Annotated in this window: 22 protein-coding genes; 7 read left to right on the top strand and 15 right to left on the bottom strand. The window is 66.8% G+C overall.

The genetic code is table 11. The features are described 5' to 3' along the window. Positions 1–5: 5 nt before the first annotated feature. Complete coding sequence (gene thiE, locus QA609_RS14335) at positions 6–662, bottom strand: thiamine phosphate synthase (RefSeq protein WP_278303300.1); 657 nt, start codon at positions 660–662, stop codon at positions 6–8. A 153-nt stretch (positions 663–815) separates the two neighbouring features. Between thiE and QA609_RS14330 the strand changes: the two genes are divergently transcribed. Beyond that, a complete protein-coding gene (locus QA609_RS14330; RefSeq protein ID WP_278303371.1) occupies positions 816–1,505 on the top strand; it encodes a haloacid dehalogenase type II in 690 nt (229 codons plus the stop codon). A 1-nt stretch (position 1,506) separates the two neighbouring features. Here QA609_RS14330 and QA609_RS14325 read toward each other — a convergent pair whose 3' ends face one another. The 8 genes from QA609_RS14325 to QA609_RS14290 all read right to left on the bottom strand — a co-directional run bounded on the left by QA609_RS14325 (position 1,507) and on the right by QA609_RS14290 (position 11,064). Further along, complete coding sequence (locus QA609_RS14325; RefSeq protein ID WP_278303299.1) at positions 1,507–2,121, bottom strand: GNAT family N-acetyltransferase; 615 nt, start codon at positions 2,119–2,121, stop codon at positions 1,507–1,509. Positions 2,122–2,193: 72 nt separating this feature from the next. Then, entirely contained in the window at positions 2,194–3,084 is an 891-nt protein-coding gene (locus QA609_RS14320) for an alpha/beta hydrolase (RefSeq protein WP_278303298.1), read from the bottom strand. Positions 3,085–3,171: 87 nt separating this feature from the next. Further along, positions 3,172–4,935 (bottom strand): Coenzyme F420 hydrogenase/dehydrogenase, beta subunit C-terminal domain, encoded by a 1,764-nt coding sequence (locus QA609_RS14315; RefSeq protein WP_278303297.1) that lies wholly within the window; start codon positions 4,933–4,935, stop codon positions 3,172–3,174. After that, the gene (locus QA609_RS14310) at positions 4,925–6,688 is read right to left on the bottom strand and encodes a ferredoxin--nitrite reductase (RefSeq protein WP_278303296.1); all 1,764 of its coding nucleotides are present in this window, start codon (positions 6,686–6,688) and stop codon (positions 4,925–4,927) included. Before QA609_RS14310 ends, QA609_RS14315 begins: the two co-directional genes overlap by 11 nt. A 325-nt stretch (positions 6,689–7,013) precedes the next feature. Further along, a complete protein-coding gene (locus QA609_RS14305; protein ID WP_278303295.1) occupies positions 7,014–7,859 on the bottom strand; it encodes an NmrA/HSCARG family protein in 846 nt (281 codons plus the stop codon). 90 nt (positions 7,860–7,949) lie between these two features. Further along, positions 7,950–9,521 (bottom strand): signal recognition particle-docking protein FtsY, encoded by a 1,572-nt coding sequence (gene ftsY / locus QA609_RS14300; protein ID WP_278303294.1) that lies wholly within the window; start codon positions 9,519–9,521, stop codon positions 7,950–7,952. 17 nt (positions 9,522–9,538) lie between these two features. Next, positions 9,539–9,988, bottom strand: a complete 450-nt coding sequence (gene pfdA, locus QA609_RS14295) for a prefoldin subunit alpha (RefSeq protein ID WP_278303293.1) — start codon at positions 9,986–9,988, stop codon at positions 9,539–9,541. A gap of 125 nt (positions 9,989–10,113) precedes the next feature. Beyond that, positions 10,114–11,064: a DUF6159 family protein gene (locus QA609_RS14290; RefSeq protein WP_278303292.1), complete on the bottom strand. Its 951-nt coding sequence runs from the start codon at positions 11,062–11,064 to the stop codon at positions 10,114–10,116. Positions 11,065–11,171: 107 nt separating this feature from the next. Here QA609_RS14290 and QA609_RS14285 point away from each other — a divergent pair, with 107 nt between their 5' ends. Together QA609_RS14285 and QA609_RS14280 are read left to right on the top strand one after the other, a co-directional pair. Then, a complete protein-coding gene (locus QA609_RS14285) occupies positions 11,172–11,486 on the top strand; it encodes an ASCH domain-containing protein (protein ID WP_278303291.1) in 315 nt (104 codons plus the stop codon). A gap of 40 nt (positions 11,487–11,526) precedes the next feature. Next, complete coding sequence (locus tag QA609_RS14280; protein ID WP_278303290.1) at positions 11,527–11,820, top strand: hypothetical protein; 294 nt, start codon at positions 11,527–11,529, stop codon at positions 11,818–11,820. 7 nt (positions 11,821–11,827) lie between these two features. Here QA609_RS14280 and QA609_RS14275 read toward each other — a convergent pair whose 3' ends face one another. From QA609_RS14275 to thpR, 4 genes are all read right to left on the bottom strand, one after another. Continuing rightward, positions 11,828–12,493 carry a translation initiation factor IF-6 gene (locus QA609_RS14275; RefSeq protein WP_278303289.1) on the bottom strand — a complete coding sequence of 222 codons (666 nt, stop codon included), beginning with the start codon at positions 12,491–12,493 and terminating at the stop codon, positions 11,828–11,830. Between the two features lie 2 nt (positions 12,494–12,495). After that, positions 12,496–12,774 (bottom strand): 50S ribosomal protein L31e, encoded by a 279-nt coding sequence (locus QA609_RS14270; protein WP_278303288.1) that lies wholly within the window; start codon positions 12,772–12,774, stop codon positions 12,496–12,498. Between the two features lie 2 nt (positions 12,775–12,776). Further along, on the bottom strand, positions 12,777–12,929 hold the full coding sequence (locus tag QA609_RS14265) for a 50S ribosomal protein L39e (RefSeq protein WP_278303287.1): 153 nt from the start codon (positions 12,927–12,929) through the stop codon (positions 12,777–12,779). Between the two features lie 76 nt (positions 12,930–13,005). Next, positions 13,006–13,563 (bottom strand): RNA 2',3'-cyclic phosphodiesterase, encoded by a 558-nt coding sequence (gene thpR / locus QA609_RS14260; RefSeq protein ID WP_278303286.1) that lies wholly within the window; start codon positions 13,561–13,563, stop codon positions 13,006–13,008. A gap of 103 nt (positions 13,564–13,666) precedes the next feature. On the opposite strand from thpR, the gene QA609_RS14255 reads away from it, so the two are divergent. The 4 genes from QA609_RS14255 (at position 13,667) to QA609_RS14240 (ending at position 17,911) form a co-directional block, all read left to right on the top strand. Then, positions 13,667–15,082, top strand: coding sequence for an FAD-dependent oxidoreductase (locus QA609_RS14255; protein WP_278303285.1), 1,416 nt, complete (start codon positions 13,667–13,669; stop codon positions 15,080–15,082). A gap of 157 nt (positions 15,083–15,239) precedes the next feature. Continuing rightward, a complete protein-coding gene (locus tag QA609_RS14250; protein ID WP_278303284.1) occupies positions 15,240–16,097 on the top strand; it encodes a tetratricopeptide repeat protein in 858 nt (285 codons plus the stop codon). 3 nt (positions 16,098–16,100) lie between these two features. Further along, on the top strand, positions 16,101–16,391 hold the full coding sequence (locus QA609_RS14245) for a DUF424 family protein (protein ID WP_278303283.1): 291 nt from the start codon (positions 16,101–16,103) through the stop codon (positions 16,389–16,391). A 278-nt stretch (positions 16,392–16,669) separates the two neighbouring features. Further along, complete coding sequence (locus tag QA609_RS14240; protein WP_278303281.1) at positions 16,670–17,911, top strand: cysteine desulfurase; 1,242 nt, start codon at positions 16,670–16,672, stop codon at positions 17,909–17,911. A 73-nt stretch (positions 17,912–17,984) separates the two neighbouring features. Here QA609_RS14240 and QA609_RS14235 read toward each other — a convergent pair whose 3' ends face one another. Together QA609_RS14235 and fmdA are read right to left on the bottom strand one after the other, a co-directional pair. Continuing rightward, on the bottom strand, positions 17,985–18,806 hold the full coding sequence (locus QA609_RS14235; RefSeq protein WP_278303280.1) for an alpha/beta hydrolase: 822 nt from the start codon (positions 18,804–18,806) through the stop codon (positions 17,985–17,987). Positions 18,807–19,335: 529 nt separating this feature from the next. Next, on the bottom strand, positions 19,336–20,595 hold the full coding sequence (gene fmdA, locus QA609_RS14230) for a formamidase (RefSeq protein WP_278303279.1): 1,260 nt from the start codon (positions 20,593–20,595) through the stop codon (positions 19,336–19,338). Between the last annotated feature and the right edge of the window lie 126 nt (positions 20,596–20,721).

Here is a 20,721-nt window from a genome sequence, read left to right as displayed (position 1 = left end):
TTCTGTCACTCTCGGTGCTCGAGGTCCTTCGCGGTTTCGACCGTCCTCGCGAGTTCGGCGGTTGCGGCCGCCGGATCCTCGGCAGCGGTGATCTCGCTGATGACAGCGACCCCGACGGCGCCCGCTTCGGCAACGGGGGCCGCGTTGTCGGCCGTGATGCCGCCGATGCCGACGACCGGGATCGAGACGGCCTCGGCGATCTCGGCGATCCGTTCGGGGCCGACACCGGTTTCGGCTTCGGGGATGTCCTTCGAGGTCGTTCCGTAGACGCTGCCGACGCCGAGGTAGTCCGCGCCGTCGGCCTCGGCCTGCCGGGCCTCCTCGACGGTCGAGGTCGAGCAGCCGACGACGGCCTCGGAGCCGAGTAGCTCGCGGGCGACCGGGACGGGAAGGTCCGACTGGCCGACGTGGACGCCGTCGGCGCCGATCGCCTCGGCGACGTCGACGCGGTCGTTGACGAGCAGATCGACTCCGGCCTCGGCGGTCAGCTCGCGCAGCTCGAGGCCCAGCTCGTACCGCGAGCGCGCGCTCTGCGCTTTCTCCCGGAGCTGGACGGCATCGATACCGCCGTCGATAGCTGCACGGACGATCTCGGGGGTCGACCGACCCTCGGAGATCGACGCCTGCGTGACGAGGTACGTTCCCCAGTTCGTCGGTCCCATAGTAGGTACTGTACGCGTACGGGTCAAAGAGACGACGGTTCCCGCAGGTACCGTTCGAGCGAGCGTGCCGGAGCGTCGGCGCGCTGGGCGGAGAGACGCCGGCTCGACGACGGAAACCTGGCACTGATTGTGGTGGACGATAACATGGATCTCATGTCCCTCGAGCCCGACGCCGTCACGACCGTCACCTTCGACTCCTACAGCACGCTCGTCGACGTCGACGCCGTCGAGAGCGCCCTCGAAGCCCATGCGACCGTCGACGACCCCGAGTCGATCTCGCGGACCTGGCGCGAGCGCTCGATGCAGTACACCCTCGTTGCGAATCACATCGACGCCTACGACACGTTCTACGAACTCAACCGCGACGCCCTCGAGTACGCCCTCGCGGCCCACGGCCTCGACGTCGACGAGGACGAGCGCGAGGAGATCCTGTCGGTCTACCACGACCTCGAGGTGTTCGACGACGTCCGGGAGAGCGTCGAACGGCTGCGTTCGGCGGGCTACGACTGTTATGTCCTCTCGAACGGTAACCCGGAGATGCTCGAGTCGATGGTCGAGGGCGCCGAGATCGGCGACCTGCTCGAGGGAACGATCAGCGCCCACGAGCTCGAGACGTTCAAGCCCGCGCCCGAACTCTACCGCCACGCCGCGGGACGGGCGGGGACCCCGATCGGAGAGATTGCCCACGTCTCGGCGCTCTGGTTCGACGTGCAGGGCGCGGTCCACGCCGGAATGCAGGGCGTCTGGCTCGACCGGAAGGGGAACCCCGAGGAGCCGTTCGGGCCCGATCCCGACGCCGTCGTGAGCGGGCTCGACGAGCTGGCGGACGCGCTCGCGGACTGAGTTACTGCCGCCCCCGGGACGTTCCCTCGAGTCGCCGCTCGCCGATCGCGAGCAGTTCCTCGAAGTCGTCGTCCTCGCGCACCGACGGGAACGGTCGGATCGGCTCCGGATCGGCGGGCTTCTCACCGAGCGATCGGCGCCACCAGGCGACGTCGTGCCACTCGCCCTCGACGTACCCCATCGCGGGAAACTCGACGACCCGCTCGAATCCCAGTCGCTCGTGGAAGCCGACGGTCGCCGGGTTCGGCAGCGTCGTCACGACGTAGGCGTCACGGACTCCCTGGCGCTCGAGGACGGCGAACAGCGCCTCGTACAGCGCCTCGCCGACCCCCGTTCGGCGCGCGTCCTCGGCGACGTACACCGAGAGTTCGACGACCCACTGGTAGGCCCGGCGCTTGCGAAGCGGGCCGGCGTAGGCGTAGCCGGCCACCTCGCCCGCTCGCTCGCAGACGAGCCAGGGGTAGGTCTCGAGCGTCGACGCGATTCGGTCGGCCATCTCCGCCTCGGTGGGAGGCGTCTCCTCGAAGGTAACGGCGGACGATTCGCAGAAGGGCGCGTAGATCTCCCGGACCGACGCCGCGTCGGACGGGGCCGCGACTCGGATGCTGGCGCTCATAGAAGTGAGGATTCCCCGGACGCGAATAAGTTCGCTGAAGGCGACTCGCCGCCCGCTTCGGCGAAAGGAGAGTCAGCCGTCGGCCGTCAGAAACGGTCGGAGCCGCTCCCGGAGCGCCGACCGCGCGTCCGGCGTCGGGAAGTGGGATTCGTCCTCGAGCAGGACGACCCGTTCGAGGGTTCGAACCGTCGCTCGAGCTCGCGGAATCACGACCTCGGGCGGAAAGAACACGTCGTTCTCGGCGACGGCGAGCAACGTCGGCGCGTCGAACGCCGAGAGCTCGTCGGCCGTCGCCGTCTTCGGGAACGATCGCTCGAGTCTCACCTCCTCGAAGACGGTTCCGACGAGGTCGAGCAGCGTCTCGTCGACCCTCGCCGCGGGCTCGGTGAACATCGGCTGGACGGCGCGCTCGAGGCGCGTCCGGGACGGTCGAAGCCGGTAGGCGACCATCGGGAGCACGATCTCGAGGAGCAGCCGACGCAGGGAGCCGGTTCCGAGCCCCGATGGGACCACGAGACAGGCGCGTTCGATCCGTTCGGGGGCGTGCGCGGCGGTTCGGAGGACGATCCCGCCGCCGTAGGAGGGGCCGATCATCGGCACGCGCTCGAGGCCGAGCGCGTCGAGGACGTCGACCACCCACGCGCCGTAGCTCTCGTCGCGCGGCGAGAGTCGGGTCTGTGCGCTGAACCCCGGATGGCCGATCGTGTCGGGCGCGTAGATCCGGAACCGGTCGGCAAGCGGCAGGAACCACTCGAGACTGATCGGGTTCACGACGTTGCCGCCGTGGAAGACCACGAGCGGCGGGGCCTCGGCCGGGCCCGTGACCAGCACGTGCGTCTCACCGAATCGCGTGTCGACCCACCGACGATCGAACGACGCCTCGAGTTCCGCCAGAAGCACTCCGTACAGTCGCTTGATCGATCGTTCCCCGTTCGCTGACCGGTAGATGCCGTCTCGAGTCACTACCGAACCATCGCAGCCAGCCTACTAATCGGTGTGCGAGCGAAATCGGTCGGGACGAACGCCGTCGGAAACGACGACCCGACGTCGTCAGTGACCCTCGTCGTGAGGATTCGTCGCCGTTCCGTAGTTCTCCGCGTGGTCCGTGTAGTCGATGAAGCGAGGTGCGTCGGGATCGAACGGACGCTCGAGGCTCTCGAAGGCCTTCTTCTTGTCCCAGCCCTGGAGCTTGCCGACTGCCGACTTGTCCTCTAAGTCGTGGTAGTCGAGTTTCGGCTCGGTGTGCTCCCAGGCTCGCACGCCCTGCTCGGTCCGGAGGATGACACTCGAGTACTCGTCGGACGAGCCCACGGAGCCGACGGTGACGTCGGCACAGAATCCGGTGAAGTCCGCACACTCGTCACAGCCCTTGAGGGCGGCGTCGTGGAAGTTCTCGATGTCCTCCTCTAAGATCATCTCGTCGTCGTGGTCGTAGACCATCAGCTTCCCGTGGAGGACGTCCATCTTGCCGATCTCGTCGGGCGAGATGCCCCGTTGCTCCTCGAGCTGCTCGCCCATGAGGCTGTAGTAGTTGAAGTTCTTCGTACACATCAGCGCGATCGTGTACTCGACGGCGTCGATCCCCTCGTCGTGGCCCTGGTAGTCCCAGTCGAAGTCCTGCAGCGCGCGGATCCCCTCGATCTCGCAGGGGGTGCCGACCAGCGCGAGGCTCAGTTCGTCCCAGTCCTTGTCGTCGGGGAGCTTGTGCTCCCACCGTTTCAGGTCGAGGTTCCCGAGCGCGAGCGTCTGGTTGTACACCGTCCCCGCGTTCTCGATGAGTTCCGCCTCGGTGGTCGCGAGGAAGCTCTCGGCCTTCCAGGCCTCCTCCTCGCTCTCGGTCGCGATCAGGGCGCCATCGATCTCCCCGGCCTCCAGCAGGGCGGCGAGCATGCCGGTGACGACGCCGCCGTCCTGGGCCGCGTCGGTCCAGTCGTCGTCGACCTTCGCGGAGAACTCCGTGATCGGGTCGCCGGCGCCCTTGACGTTGTCCTCGCCGCCCGTGATCTTCCACTGGCGCTCGTAGCGCAACCCGCCGCGTGGACAGAAGTCCCAGCACAGCGAACAGCCCGTACACATCTTGACGAGTTCGGGCAGGTCGTCGTCGCCGACGCCGATCGAGTCCGACGGGCAGGCGGCGACGCAGGTGCCACACTGGATACATCGTCCCTCGTCGATGACGGCCTCGTCGAGCTCCATGAACCAGGTCTTCTCGTCGGGCGTCTCGATGTCGTTCATCTCGGAGCGAATCGAGTACGTCGGGGTGTCGAGCTCGACCCCCTCGGGAACGTCGACCCGAACGTCGGGCTCGCCGTCGTCGACGTTCTGGCTCACGTCCTCGGCGGGGTCGGTGAACTCGAGGTCCCCGAGCGATCCCTGCTCGTCGACGTTTGCGACCCCCGCTCCGTCGGTGGCGACGGAACGGCCGTCGGCGTCGGTTGCGGTCTTCTCGCCACAGGTACAGGCGTCGGGTCCACAGCCCTCGTTCGTGGCGGTCTCGATCGCACCGTCTCGGGCGTGGTCGAGCCCCTCACGAGAGCGCGGCGCGGCGCCGCTGGTCTCGGGAACGATGACGGCGTCGTTCTCGTCCTCGGACTCCGGAACGCCGGGGAAGACGCGGTCCTCGCGGTTCGCGTGTCGCTTCGCGCTCGCGGTTTCACCGCTCGCGTCGTCGGGGCCCTCGCGGCTCGCGTGTCGCTTTGCTCCCGCTCGCATTTCCGAGGCCTCGCGTTGCCCGGCCTCGCCCCGCTCGGTCCCCGCAGCTCCCGCTCGCGTTTCTGAGGACTCACTACGTTCGTCCTCACCCTCAGTCCCCATGAGCCACACCTCCGGCGACCGGCGCCTCGGCACCCTGCATGATCGTCCGCAGGCGGTCGTTGTCGACGCGACGACACCACTCGTAGAACCGCTCGCCGTCCTCTCGGTCGGCCGCGTAGGCGTCGAACAGTTCCTCGAGCGCCGGAATCACGGCGTGGGCCGGAACCGCGCTCTCGACCCAGTCGAGGAACTCGTTGTCCGACCCGAGAGATCCCCCGAGCCCGAAGTCCATCCCTTCGACCAGATCGACGGCTTCGCCGTCTGCTCGAGGCGTCTCCGACGCCTCGCTGTTATCTCCCTCCCCGTTGGGGCTCTCGACGTCCGCGGACGCCTCGCCGTTCTCGAGCTTGACCGTCTCCCCGCGGAACCCGATGTCGGCGATCTGTGGCTGGGCGCAGGACGCGGAACAGCCCGACATGTGCATTCGGATGGCCTCGATGTCGTCGGGGACGTCGATACGTTCGTCGAGCTGGCGGGCCCAGCGCTTGGTCCGTTTTTTCGTCTCGATGATCGCGTAGTTGCAGAACTCGTTGCCCGTACAGCCGACCGCACCCCGCGCGAACGGACCGGGGTCGGGCTGGTACTCCCGGGCGAACGGCTCGGCCAGCAGATCGTCGACGTTCTCTTCCGGGATATGCGTGACGAGGAAGTTCTGATCGGTCGCGAGGCGCACGGAGGCGTCGTCGGTGCCGTACTCCCGCGCCGCGCGGGCAGCTTCGGCGAACTCGTCACCGCCCATTCGACCGGCGACGACGTTGAAGCCGACGTACTGCAGGCCGTCCTGTTTCTGGTCCCGGACGCCGACGTGGTCGCCCTGGTAACCGATGGTCAGGTTCTCGCCCCCGGTCGGAAGGTCGACCGTACAACGGTCGCGAACCGCCTCCTCGAACGTCTCGGGGCCGAGCTGCTCGACGAGGTACCGCATCCGGCAGACGCCGCGGTTGGTGCGGTCGCCGAGCTCCTTGAACGTCTGTGCGATCGCGCGGCAGAACTCGACGGCGTCCTCGGGTCTGACGAAGACGTCGAGCTCCGAGGCCATCCGCGGGCCGTCCGAGAGGCCGCCGCCGACGCGGGCGTGAAAGCCGTAGAGCCGTTCGCCATCCACGTCCTTCTTGGCGGGAACGAGCCCGACGTCGTTGATCTGGGACTGCGCGCAGTCGTGGGCGCAGCCCGTGATCGTGAGCTTGAACTTCCGCGGCAGGTTCGCGTACTCGCGGTTCTCGGTGAAAAAGTCAGAGACAGCGTCGACGACGGGCTGGGCGTCGAAACACTCGTGGTCGCTGATTCCGGCTGCCGGGCAACCCAGGACGTTCCGGGCGGAGTCGCCACAGCCCTGGATCGTCGTCAGGCCGACCTCGTCGTAGCGCTCCCACATTTCGGGGACGTCCTCGACCCGGATCCAGTGTTTCTGGATGTCCTGACGGGTCGTAATGTCGACGTACGCGTCGCCCCAGAGTTCGTTCTGCTCCTCGCCGCCGTACTCCTCGGGCGCGACGGCGTAGTCCTGGGCGCACTCGCCGATCACTTCGGCCTGCTCGGGCGTGAGGTGGCCGCCCGGCACCTTGGTCCGAATCATGAAGTAGCCCGACTGCTTCTGGGCGTACATCCCGGCCCACTTCAGGCGCTCCCACTCCCCGCCGCCGGCGCGGTCCTCGATCTCCTCGAACGTCAGCCCGTCTGCGGCATAGTCGTAGACGTCGTCGACGACCTCGAGCGGGTGTTTCTCCTGTTTGTACCGCTCGGTCGTGTTCATCGGAACCACCGACGGCTGGAGTGCGGTCGGCTCGAGCGAGCGGACGAGCGTTCGTGGTACGTCATCTATTACCACGTAGTGAGCGGCCGCACGTATACGGCTCCGCAAACGGGCGAACCATGTCGGGGCTAGCGCGACGAGGTAACACTTGCCAGTGTCGACGTCGACCCGAACCCGGACCAGCCCTGCGACGGTCGAAAGCGGCCGCTCGACGCGTCGGCTAATCGATCAGCGCACCCGACTACCGGCAACTGTTGCCTAATAAAACGACGCGGGGGGTGTGTCTCCCCCACTGAACGAGCGACCGACCCCCGAGCCGGTCGCGCTACCACGCTCGCTCGAGGAAGTCCTCGAGACGGTGGAAGTCGACGTCGTGGTCGGCCTGTAGTTCGTCGATCGGCGACTCGTACCCCGCCTCGTTGAACCACTCGAACATCGCGGCGAACTCCTCCCCTTGACCCTCGCGGACGTCTTCGGCCGAGAGGTGGCGTGCGCGAACGTCGGTCTCGAGCGCGTCGGCGAACCGGATAGCCATCGCTCGCAGCGGGAGTTCGTCGCTCGCGAGCTCGAACGTCTCGTCGGCGTAGCGGTCCGGATCGGCGAAGATTTCGGCGACGAAGGCGCCCAGATCTTCGATATCCAGCACCTGGAGCGGGACGTGTGGCTCGAGACCCATCGCGAGCGTGCCGTCCTCGATCGACTCGCGAAAGCCCTCGAAGTTCTGCGCGAAGAAGACCGGACGAACGATCGTCGCGGGAACGCCGCTGTCGTCGACCGCCCGCTCGATCTCCCGCTTGGAGTCGAAGTGTGGAATCCCCGTATCGCGTTCGGCGCCACCCACGGAGGAGAAGACGAAGTGGTCGACCCCCACGTCGGCGGCGAGTTCGACGACGTTGCTCCCCTGCTCGACCTCGGCGTCGTAGCCGTGTTCCCAGAAGTTCGTCATCAGGAAGACGCCGTCGGCGTCCTCGACGAGCGGTTCGATCGAGTTTTTCTCGCCGATGTCGGCCTCGACGACCTCCGCACCGCGTTCGGCGAGGGTGTGTGCCCGCTCGCTGTTGTGATCTCGGGTCAACGCCAGCACGTCGACGTCTCGCTCGAGCAGGTGTCGGGCGACGGCGCCGCCCTGCGTCCCGGTCGAACCCACGACGAGTACGGAGTCTACTCCCATAGCGGTCGTCGTACCACCGACGAGCGCAAGAAGCTCACACGGCGTTTTCCGACAGGTCGGAACGAAGACAGGCCGAACGACGAGGGGGTGCTACTCCTCGTCGGCGAGCAGGCGTTCGACCATCTCGTCGGGGTCGAACCGCTCTAAGTCGTCGTACTCCTGTCCGACGCCGAGGAACAGAATTGGTTTGCCGGTGACGTGGGCGATCGAGATCGCCGCGCCCCCGTTGGAGTCAGCGTCGGCCTTCGAGAGGATCGCGCCGTCGATCGCAGCGGCCTCGTTGAACTCTCGAGCCCGGTTGACCGCGTCCTGGCCGGCGACGGCCTCGTCGACGAACAGCGTCAGATCGGGACCGACGACCCGGTCGATCTTCTCGAGTTGGTCCATCAGGCCCTCGTCGGTGTGGAGTCGGCCCGCCGTGTCGGCCAGCACGACGTCGACGTCGTGGGCCTCGGCGTACTCGACGGCGTCGTACAGTACGGCGGCGGGGTCGCCGCCCTGCTCGTGGCTGATACACTTCGTGTCCAGCGCGTCGGCGTGTTGCTGGATCTGCTGGTTCGCGCCGGCGCGGTAGGTGTCGCCGTTGGCGAGCACCGTCGAGTACCCCCGCTGCTCGAGGTAGCGACTCAACTTGGCGATCGTCGTCGTCTTGCCGACGCCGTTGACGCCGGTAAACAGGAGGACGGCGGGTTTGTCCTCGACGGCGATGCGCTCGTCGAAGTCGAACTGGCCGACGCTGATTACGTCGTAGATCGCGTCCCGCAGCGCCTCCTCGACGACCTCGCCGGTCGAGGTCGTAAACGTTCGGGTCTCGCCGACCAGTTCGTCGCGGACGTTGTCGCAGATCTCCTCGGCGACGCCCATCTCGACGTCGCTCGTGAGCAGTGCCATCTCGAGTTCGTGCAGCGGCTCCTCGAGGTCTTCTTCCTCGATGACGAACTTCCCCTTGACGAGCGAGCGAGCCTTGGCGCCGAATCCGGTACTCCCGTTGTCCTCGGTTTCAGTCTCGGCTTCGGCGCTGTCCTCGGCCTCGGGAGCAGGCGCGGACTCGGCGTCGTCCACGGCGGGTTCGGGCTCGGCTTCGGGGGCAGGTGACGCCGCGTCGACGGCGTCCTCGCCGTCGGCCGGTACCGTATCGGTTTCCTCGATCGTCGCCGGAGCGCCCGCCTCGACGCTCTCGACGTCCGTTTCGGGGTCGACCTCCGTCTCCGGCTCGGCGTCCGTTCCCGTCTCGAGCGAGTCGTCGGGTTCCTCGAGTTCGGACCCGGCACCGGCCGACTCGCGCTCGAGTTCGGATACGGGTGTCGAGCCCGCGTTCTCCGCCGGCTCGGTCGACGACGCCGCTCCGCGAGCCGTCTCGTCGGTGCTCGCGTCTGCGGTCTCGGTTACCGTATCGACCTCGCGGTCGCGATCGGCGACGACGTCGCTCTCGCCGACCGGTTTCTCGGTGGTATCGGGTGCGGCCGGTTCGGACGCCGACTTCGGCTCGTCGGGTTCGGTCGGCGACTCCTCGAGGTCGGGCGCCTCGGCGTCGGGGTCGTCGGCCGGTTCCTCCGCGAGCGCCTCGGCCGACTCCTCGTCGACCTCCTCGACGTTCTCTTCGGCGGCTTCCTCGGCGTCCTCGCGGAAGCTCCCGAGTTTCTTCTTCAGGTTGTCGAACATGGGTGTGACCCCTTACGTTACTCGTCCGGGCCCTGTCCCTGTCCCATCTGCTGCATCTGCTGTTGCATCGCCTGCTGCTGGAGCTGCTGGGCCTGCTGTTCGAGCTCGCTGCTCTCGGCCTCGAGCTCCGTGATCTCCTCGTTGACGTCCTCGATCTGGTCGTCGAGTCGATCCTTGCGGTTCTCGAGGGCGTCGACGGCGCCGTCCTCCTCGAACTCCGCGGCGTAGTCGGCACCGAGGTCGACGATCACTTCGTCGATGTCCTCGATCGTCGCCCGCAGGTAGGCGCCGCCGCCGAGGGGCACCTGCACCGTCGAGTCGCTCTCGAGGGTGTCGAGGGCCTCGATGGCCTCGTCGGCGTCGTGTTTCTCCTGCTGGAGCTCCTGGACGTTGCCCTGGAGCGTCTCGATCTGTTCTTCGATCTCCTGAAGTTCCTGCGAGAGCTGCTGAAGTTGCTGTTGTCCCATAGCCGTCTTTGCGGCAGGCAGTCGGAAGAATCTTCCCTTCCGTCGGAGTCAGTCGCCGAACCCCCTCTCCGCCCGAAATCCGGACTCAGGTCGGCCCGAGGACCCCTGCGAGCGAACCGGCGGTGCTATATCTGACCGGGCTCGCGACCGGTCGAACTCGTCGTCGGCGAGACGGATCGCTTGGATCTGACGAGCCGGTCGGGATCGATCCCGTCGAACTCCGGCGGGAGCTCGCCGTCGGTCGCGTACTCGTACAGCGCCGTCTTCGCGACCGCCGTCGCCGCGTTCTGGACGACCAACAGCGCCGCGATCGCGAGCAGCGTCGGCACGAGCGTGTACTGGAGGACCGAACCCGGCGCCTCGAGCGCGAACAGCGGGAGGCCGATCCCGAGCCCACCGACGAGCGCCACGAGCGGGAGGATAACGAGCCCGATACCGAGCGTCGTACCGCCCGCCTCACCCCAGGTGTCCCGGAAGAGCTCCACGCTGTTTCGCATCGACTCCCGGACGCCACCCCCCTGGAAGACGATCACGGGAACGATGAAGAACGTCATCGCGAACCAGGCGAAGCCGGCCACCGAGCGGGCGAGCCGGGCCGCAGTTCCCTCCCGGCTCTCGAGGGCCCGAAAGACCAGTCCGACCGCGGTGCCGACGGCACCCCAGGCGAGGATCGTCCGTTTGGCCTCCCACGCGCCCGCGAGTCCGTCTCTGAGGCTCGTGGATTCGCCGGCGAACAGCGAGCCGACCGAGTGGACGAGCGCCGCGCTGAAAAACGTCGCAACGGCGGTCGCGACGAACATGAACAGGACCGAGGCGGCCACCAAAAGCGCGGTAACGGTCGTCTCAGCCTGTCCCTCCGAGACGGTCGCGATCTGGTCGACGGCCGCCAGCCCGTAGCCGGCGCCGACGAGGGCAACGAAAATTCCGGCGAGGAGGCCGATCACGCCCGCCAGCCAGGTGATCCCGTACAGTACCGGAAAGACGAGCAGCCAGTACTCCCGGCGCAGGACGCCGAACGACGCCTTCGCCACCCGAAGACCGGTCCGGATCCGTCCGAACAGCGATCTGAACACCATGCTGAACGATTGTTCGGGACAGAGTATAGTTCTTGAGGTGAACAGTTCGGACCGATGACTACTACGTTGGGCCAAACGGTTTCCCTCGAGCCCGCGTACGATCGCCCATGACCGAGCACGATCCAGCCGAGTTGCTGCCGAGCGAACGAATGCAGGGGCAGGTTCTCGAGGGCGAGGTGACCCAGATCCACCGCGGCCACCGCTACGCCGACGAGGGAGACACGTTCACCATCGAGGAGACGACGTTCGAAGTGGTGGACGTGACCGAACGGACGCTCGGCGACCTCACCGACGAGGACGCCCGCGCGGAGGGGATGGACGACCTCGAGGCGTACCGCGGACTGCTCGAGCGCGCCCACGACGACTTCGAGTGGAACGACGACAGCGAGGTCGTTCGCCACCGGTTCGAGTCAACCGAATGAGCGACACCACCGTACGCGTGCGGCTGTCGGTCACCGTACTGTGATCAACCCGCTCGAGGCGCTCGAGGAGGACGACCCGTCGCCGTTCGAGGGGGACTCGAACGACGAAAGCGAGGAGCTCCAGGAGGCGTTCGGCGAGATGTCCCGAGAGACGCTGCTCGCGTTCGTGGGTGCGCTCTTTTTCGCCCACGTCGGGCTGCTGGCGACCAGCGTCGGGCTGTTGCTCGTGGCCTTTAGCGGTCAGTGGATGCCCGGGGGTGTCATCGCGGTCGTCGGTATCGCGGCGCTCGCGCTGACGGGCTGGATCTATCGATGGTACGACGAAGCGAAGTAAGCGACCGTCAGTCGAGGTAGCCCAGCGCGTCCTCGATCCGACCGAGCTCCGGTCCGGTCGTCTCCTCGCCGACGACGTAGCCGGCGTCGTTGGCCAGCAGCCCCGAGCCGACCAGCGGCGCGCCGTAGTTGACGGTGCCGACGTCGGCCCGAACGTCCAGCGCGTCCTCGAGGAAGTCGAGTTCCTCGTCGGTCGACTTGGGGTGACAGAGCACGCCCGTGTTGGTCGCGACCGCGGCGGTGCCGACGGTTCGAACGCCCGCGAGGTCGCCCCGTTCGACGGGGACCTCGAGGGTATCCTTGACGACCTGGATGGCCTCTCGGGTCAGGTCGGGGTGGACGTACGCACCGTGATCGTTCGCGAGCACGACGTTGCCGGCGGCGTTGACGTTGCCCGGGAGTTCGGCGACCGGGAGGTCGACTTCCTCCTCGAGACGCTCGCGCTCGTACTCGAGCACGCGGGAGCTGACCAGCAGCCCGTTCTCGTTGCCCGTCGCGAGGGCGCCGACCGTCGAGGAGCCGCCGACGGTCGTCTGGACGGCGGGCACCTCGAGTTCGTCGGTCAGGTCGGCGACGGTGTCGTCGTCGACGTCCGGCCGGACGAGCACGCACGAGTCGGTCGCGCGGGCGAAGACGCCGACGTAGGCCGACCCGGCGAAGGCGAGACGCTGCAAGTTTAGTCGGCGACCTCGGCCTCGACGACGGCCTCACCCTCCTCGTCGAAGCGAGCCGCGCGGACGCGGAGCTTCCGTGGCGGGTTCGATCGGCCCTGCGACCAGATCGTCTCGTTGATCGAGGGATCGAGTCGGATGGCGTCTTTGTCGACCGCGAAGTGTTTCGCGAGGTGTTCGCGGACCAGTCGCATCGCGAGGTCGGCGGCCTCGTGGTTGGCGCCCTTCTTGACGTCACGCAGCGGAACGGTGACGACCCGCTCCTCGAAATCGCTTGCACTCATTGTTACTCGTCAGTGTCGTTGCGCCGCCAGTTGCGTCGCTTCGGGTTCCGGGTGACTTCCATGTCGGTCTTCATCATGACCCAGACCGGCACGCGGCTGTTCTGGTTCTCGAGTTTGGCAAGTCGCTTCTTCTTGCCCTTCGATTTCTTACCCATAGTAGCCGGACGTAGCCCGCGGTGGCTTAAAATGTTGTCCATCTCGCGAGGCCTCACGGGTCCGGCTCTCTGCGGTCTACTCGAGGGGAAACCGTTCGACGGTCGCGTACTCGGGACCGTCCTCGGTCAGGGTGCTCTCGGTGAGGCGGATCTCGTCGACGCGCATCTCGCCGACGGTCGGCTCGCGTTCGCGGACGAGCTCCTGAACCAGCTCCTTGCCGCCGGCGTGTTCCATCCGAGCGAGGGTAACGTGGGGCGTGAAGTCGTGAGACTCTTCCTCGAACCCCATCGCAGTCGTTCGCTCCTCGACGGCCTCGTGGAGGCGGGTGAGTTCGGCGCCGCCCGCCTCGGTTCCCAGCCAGACGACGCTGATGTACTCGAGGTCGGGAAAGACGCCGAGCCCGTCGAACCGGACGGTAAACGGCGAGACCCCGGCTTTGTCGACCGCGGCCCGTAGCTCCCGCGAGAGCGTGGGGACGCGGTCCTCCTCCACGTCACCGAGGAACTTCAGCGTGAGGTGGGCCTGCTCGGGATCGGTGACGTTCAGCCCGCTCGCCTCCGCGAGCTCCGCCTGGAGGTCGGCGACCGGCTCGGCGAGGTCCTCCGGGAGATCGACGCTGACGAACAGTCGCATACCTGCTCTTGGACGGGATCGTACTCAACGGTAACGGTACCCAGAGTCGAGGCCGACGGCGAAGTGGCGCCTTCTTAAGCGGCTGCGGGCCGAACGGACGGCTATGTCAGACACCTTCGTCGTCGTCGGCGGCGACGCCGCCGGGATGTCAGCCGCGAGCAAGGCAAAACGAGACGACCCCGAGCTCGAGGTCGTCGTCTTCGAGAAGGGCGAGTGGGTCTCCTACGGCGCCTGCGGCCTGCCCTACTACGTCAAGGGTGAGATCCAGTCGCTCGAGGAGCTGGTCTCCGTGACCCCCGAGGAGTTCCGCAAGGAGCGGGACATCGACCTGCGGACGGGCCACGAGGTCGTCGCGATCGATCCCGACGAGAAGACGGTGACCGCCGAGAGCGAGGACGGCTCCGTCACGCAGTCGTACGACGCCCTGCTGATCGCGACCGGAGCCGAGGCGACCGAGCCCCCGGTCGACGGCACCGACCTCGAGGGCGTCTACACGCTGGGCTCGATGAGCGACGGGAAGGAGCTCCGGGAGTACGTCGCCAGAGCGCGCGAGGCGGAGACGTTCCAGCAGCCCGACCGGGGGCCAGCCTGTCAGTACCTCGAGGAGTGTACGGGTCCCGTCGCGGTCGTCGGCGGGGGGTACGTCGGGATCGAGATGGCCGAGGCGCTGGCCGCCAACGGCTTCGAGGTCAACCTCTTCCAGCGCGGCGAGCGCCTGCTGCCGACGTTCGGCGAGGCGACCAGCGAGGCCGTCGCGGACCACCTCCGCGAGCAGGACGTCCGCGTCTACCTCGGCAGCGAGGTCGAGGCGCTCGAGGGCGACGGTTCGGTCGAGGCAGTCGTCGCTGCGGACGAGCGGATCGACGTCGAGATGGCGCTGCTCGGAACCGGCGTCCGACCCCGTACCGATCTCGCCGAGGAGGCGGGGATCGAACTCGGCGAGACGGGCGCGATCGCGACCGACCCGTATCGGGAGACCAGCGCCGACGACGTCTACGCCGCCGGCGACTGCGCGGAGGCGATCCACACCGTCACCGGCGAGCCGGCGTACGTCCCGCTGGCGCTGACCGCGAACCGCCACGGCCGCGCGGTCGGCCAGACCGTTGCGGGGCAGCCGACGACGGGCGGCGCTATCGCGGGAACGGCGGCGATCAAAGCCTTCGACGTCGAGGCCGCCCGGACGGGAATCCTCGATCACGAGGCGGCCCGCGAAGCCGGCTTCGACCCCGTCAGCGAGACGATCGACGCGAACTCGAGGGCGGGCTACTACCCCCAGGACGGCACCGTCACCGTCACGCTGACGGCCGACCGCGACACCGGACGGGTCCTCGGGGCGAGCCTCGTCAGCGAGTACGGCGAGGGGGCGGTCCACCGCAGTCACGCGGTCGTCGCGGCCCTCCACGAGGCTGCCGCCGTCGAGGAGCTCGAGAACTACGACCTGGCGTACGCGCCGCCGTTCAACACGACGTGGGATCCCGTCCTCGTCGCGGCGAAGGTGCTCTCGGGGAGCTTACGGTGAGGAGTTCCAGTCCGACCACGGGGCTCGACCGATCGGCCGGCACGGGTGGACTGAAAGGGGCTTTCGTGGTGTTCGTTCCGCTGCCAACGCCGTGAGTACGGAACGGGGATATCAGTAGGTCGCAGCCCTTAACAGTCGTGGCGACCATTTTCCACTAATGACTGATCGAGAGGGCGACTCCGACCATCCGTTCTCCGAAGGCGAGGGGTTCGGAGGCGACTACGACGAGTTCGATCTGGATCCGCCGGAGCTGGGCGTCGACCCCGCGAAGGTCGACCCCGTCGACTCCCGGGTCGTCACCGACACGCTCGACCGACACAACATCGACAACGAGGAGGTCGACGCTAACGAGTTGCTCGACGTCGGGCTCAACTACATGCAGATCAACCGGTTCGAGCAGGCCACCGAGGCGTTCGATCGGACCGCGAGCTTCGCGGAGGACGACCTGCTCGCCCAGGAGGCCTGGACGAACAAGGGCGTCGCCCACGCCGAACTCGAGGAGTACGACGAGGCAATCGGCGCCTACCGAGAGGCGCTACAGATCGACTCCGAGAGCGAACACGCCGCCACCGCCGAAACGAACCTCGCCTACGCCCTCTGGGAGTTCGGCGAGACCGCCCAGGCGCTCGAACACGCCGAACGCGCCGTCGAGATCGACGAACGGTTCGCCGAAGGCTGGTTCAACCGCGCCTTCTTCCTCTCGGAGCGCGGGCTGGCCGAGGAGGCGCTTCACTGCGTCGACAACGCGATCCGGCTGGGGATGCGAAACTCCCAGGTGTTAGAGGAGAAGGCCGAAATTCTCGAGGAGCTCGGCGAGTACGACGAGGCCGAGGAGATCGCCGAGGAGGCAAACGAGATGCGCGAGCGAGCCGAACAGCGCGTGATGGAAGAACGCGAGGAGATGGCGGGGCAGCAGGCGGGTGGCGGCCGTCCGCCGAACCGCGAGGACGTCGAGATCACGGATCCGGGACGCGTCCCCGAGCCCGAATCCGACGACGAGTGGCAACTCGAGTGAGGGATGATCGTCAACGAACGCGAAACACCGGAGGGGCTGCTCGTCGCCGTCTGTGACGACGACGTCCTCGGCGAGCGCTTCGAGGGCGACGGCGTCACCCTCGAGGTCACCGAGAAGTTCTACGGGGGCGAGACCGCCGACGAGGCGACGGTCGTCGACAGTCTCGCACGGGCGACCGTCGCCAACATCGTCGGCACCCGGGCCGTCGAGCTCGCGATCGAGGAGGGGTTCGTCGACGAGGCGAACGTCCTCGAGGTCGGCGACACCAAACACGCCCAGCTGTTGTGGATGTAGGAGCGCTCGCCGGCGTCGAGATACGGACGAGCTTCGATTGATGTAAGGCCGGGTTCGAATGATACCAAACTGTGTTGGAGTCAACGGTATTTACACAGCGGGGCTACGGTGTAGTACGACAGGGCCCTACCACCACCCATCACACCAGAGTCGTTCGACACCCCCTGTCGTGACACACCACCCACCCACCCTTCCCTTTCCAGAAACTCCCCGGTGAGCGGCCGCACCGTTCGCTGGGACCGAAGGAGTGTTTTGTCTGGGAGCCTACTCTCTACCCAATGAGTTCCCAGAACCTCGCAATCGACGTCGAGGCCATCCGCGACGAGTTCCCCATCCTCCAGCGAGAGTTCGACGGCCAGCAGGTCGTCTACCTCGACAACGCGGCGACGACCCAGACGCCGGATCCGGTCGTCGACGCGATGAGCGACTACTACCGCGAGTCCAACGCGAACGTCCACCGCGGGATCCACCACCTGAGCCAAGAAGCCTCCGAGGCCTACGAGGTCGCCCACGACCGCGTCGCCGAGTTCATCGGCGCCGACGGCCGCGAGGAGATTATCTTCACGAAGAACACGACCGAGAGCGAGAATCTGCTCGCCTACTCGTGGGGATTGAACGAACTCGGCCCCGGCGACGAGGTCGTCCTCACCGAGATGGAACACCACGCCTCGCTGGTGACCTGGCAGCAGATCGCCAAGCGAACGGGCGCCAGCGTCGAGTACATCCGCGTCGACGAGGACGGCCGCCTCGACATGGACCACGCTCGCGAGCTGATCACCGACGACACCGAGATCGTTTCGGCGGTCCACATCTCGAACACGCTCGGGACGATCAACCCCGTCGGCGAACTGACCGACCTCGCTCACGAACACGACGCCCTCTCCTTTATCGACGGCGCCCAGGCGGTCCCGAACCACCCCGTCGACGTGAAGGAGATCGACGCCGACTTCTACGCCTTCTCGGGCCACAAGATGGCCGGACCAACCGGAATCGGCGTCCTCTACGGCAAGCAGGAGCTGCTCGAGGGGATGGAACCCTACCTCTACGGCGGCGGAATGATCCGGAAGGTCACCTTCGAGGAATCCACCTGGGGCGACCTGCCCTGGAAGTTCGAGCCCGGAACGCCGCCGATCGCCGAGGCAGTCGGCCTCCACGCCGCCGTCGACTGGCTCGAGGAGATCGGGATGGAACGCATCCGGGATCACGAGCAGGAACTCGCGCGCTACGCCTACGAGCAACTCGAGGACGAGGGCGACGTCGAGATCTACGGCCCCGAACCCGGCGAGGACCGGGGTGGCCTCGTCAGTTTCAACCTCGAGGGCGTCCACGCCCACGACCTGACCTCGATCATGAACGACCACACGATCGCGGTTCGGGCCGGCGACCACTGTACCCAGCCGCTTCACGACAAGCTGGGCGTTCCGGCGTCGACTCGAGCCTCGTTCTACGTCTACAACACCCGCGAGGAGGTCGACGAGCTGGTCGCGGCCCTCGACGACGCGCGACAGCTGTTCGCGTAGGATCGCCGCGCCCGACGACCGCTTCGGGAGTGAGCAACGTGAACGAGCGAAGGCAACGACAGCTGTCACGTGATCAGTCGAGCTGTCGCCGCAGAAATTCCAGCAGCACCTCGTTGAACTCGTCCGGGTTGTCCTGGTTGGCGTTGTGACCTGCGTTCGAAATCACCGCATAGTGGCAGTTCGGCTCTTTTGCTGCCCACGAGGGCGCATCGCGTCTGATCGTTCCGGTTCGGTCGAACTCCCCGTGAGTGAGCAAGAACGGGCGATCGATCACGTACCCCGGTTCGGCGTGAAGCGTGTTGGCAACGGCTTTCCAGACGGTGACGAACTCGGACCCGGAGAGCTGGCTCGTCGCGTTGTACGCGTACCGCTTGGCGGACTCGGTCTCCGCGGTCCGGTCGGCGATCGTCTTCCGGAGGTGTCCGTTCGGCCAGATCCGGAACAGGTACGGCGAGAGTTTGAGCGCGAGGTGCTCGAGCGTCGGCGGGACCGTCGTGATGTCGGTCGCCCCGATAACGCCGAGTGCGGTCACGCGCTCCGGGTACCGAAACAGGAGTTCCTGTGAGACGTAGCCGCCGAACGACTGTCCCACCGGAACGCAGCGGTCCACCGCACACCGGTCGAGAATCGCAACCAGGTCTTCGACGACTATCTGGAGGCTGAACTCCCTACCGAGCGGTTTCGACAGGCCGTGTCCTCGAACGTCCCAGCTGACTACCCGATACCCCGCCTCGAGGAGGGGTTCGAGCTGGGCGTCGAACATTCGGTGGTCCATGCTGGCGCCGTGTGTCAAAACGACCACCGGCGCCTCCTTTGGACCGACATCCCAGTAGTGGAGTATCGACCCGTCTCGGTCCAGCGTTCGTGGGTGTCCCCACCCTCTCGTCTCTTCCATTGCAGTCGTTCGTGACGACAGTGCGGAGTACGTTACGCTCTTTCGGGTGAACGTCGCGTCACGACTCGACGAACTGTACCGCCCTACCAGAGTAGCCCGAACCCTCGGCTCGGTGAGAGTCTCGGGAGGAACTTGTTCAGCTTCGAAGCCGCGCTCGATCGCACTGTAACTCGGGTTCGGAGAGGTCTCTGATCGAACAGACGCCGGTCCAGTACTTTCGCGACCGCTGTTCGGAAAGCGAGTGGGGCAGAGGGCCCGACCCGCAACTCTGGTAACACGACGACGATAGTCGTCGGAGCCGAGGTGATCGACTCACCACTGGGTCCGGTGTCACGGAAGGTGCGTCGATCGCTCCCGGCCGTTCGGAACGTCTCTCGGGACGGTCACGGTTCTTCGGCTGCACGTGTCCTCTATTTAAGTGGGGGACGCTTCGCTGATCGCTGCCGAACGAGTTCCGAGGACTCGAGCGCGCGACTACCGGAAAGGCCGCTCTCCGTCGGGCTCGATCGAGCCGACGAGGACGGCGCGGCTACGACGTCTTCGCAACGTCGCCGCGGCTCTCGTCGGGGCCGCCGTCTGCCAGCCGATCGGGGTCGATGTCGAACTCGAAGATTTCCTGTGGAACCGACACCGTGACGCAGGTGTTGGGGAGGTCGACGATCCCCGCGATCCGGCTCTCGACGGGGGCCGTGCTCAACAGCATGTACGCCTGCTCGGCGGAGTAGCCGAAGTTCGTCATGTAGTCGATCGCGTCGAGGCAGGCCCGGCGCATTCCGATATTGGCGTTCTTGTAGTGCTGGGTACCGTCCTCGTCGACCGAGTAGCCCTCGAAGACGACGTAGTTCGAGAAGTCCGGATCCATGTAGCCGGGTTTGAACATGGCGTAGTCGGTGCCCATCTTCTCCATTCCGTCTTTGATAACGTCGACCCGCAGGTCGATCCAGCCGGGGAACTCGATCGCGCCGCAGAAGGTGATCTCGCCGTCGCCCTGCGAGAAGTGCAGGTCGCCGGTGATGAAGTTCGCGCCCTCGACGAACACGGGGAGATACACTCGCGAGCCGCGGCCGAGGTTCTTGATGTCACAGTTGCCCGCGTTCTCGCGGGGCGGGATCGTGCGCGCGGCCTCCTCTGCCGCGTCGTCGACCCGATCCTCGTCCATGTCGCCCAGCAGGACGTCGTTGGGCTCGGGCGGGAGGGCGAGCGGCGGCTCGGCCTCGCCCGTCTCGTGGTTGACCGCGGTGGGGGCGTCGGTCCCGCGCTCGACGAGCGCGCGTTCGCGCTCGTTCCACTCCTCGAGCAGTTCGTGGGACGGCGCCGTCCCGAGGATGCCGGGGTGGGCACAGCCCGGGAATCGGACGTCCTCGATGTGGCGCGTGCTGGCCATGACGCCGTCGAGTTCCCAGATGCTCTTGCGAGCCTCCGGGAAGTGGTCGGTCAGAAAGCCGCCGCCGTTCTCCTGGTCGAAGATCGCGTTGAACCCCCACTCGTGGTCGGGGAAGGCGCCGAGGTCGAGAATGTCGACGACGAGCATGTCGCCCGGTTCGGCTCCCTTGACCTCGAAGGGGCCGCTCAGGTGGTGGTTCGGATCCAGCTCCATGTCGCGGATGTCGTTCGCGCTGTCGTCGTTGTTCACCTGTCCCCCGGTCCAGTCGAGACACTCGATCCGTACCTTCTCGCCGGGTTCGATCGACGACACCGGCGGCACGTCGGGATGCCAGCGGTTGACGATCGGATCCGGCTGTTCGTCGGGCGGCGATTCCGTATCGACCTCGAAGACGGTTTCCGGCATGGTTCACGTTCACTATTAGCTCGGTCGCAGTTATAGCTGATTCAGCGTCGCTGATAGTTCCGGACCTACCGACGAAACCGAACTTCGGCGTCGCGATTGCGGCGATCCGGAACGGGTGCGAGTCCC

It is taken from the genome of Natronococcus sp. A-GB7, assembly GCF_029688865.1.
In the GTDB taxonomy this organism is placed as follows: Archaea; Halobacteriota; Halobacteria; order Halobacteriales; family Natrialbaceae; genus Natronococcus.
The sequence above is the reverse complement of the archived record's forward strand: the minus strand, read 5'-3'. Positions and strand labels throughout refer to the sequence as shown.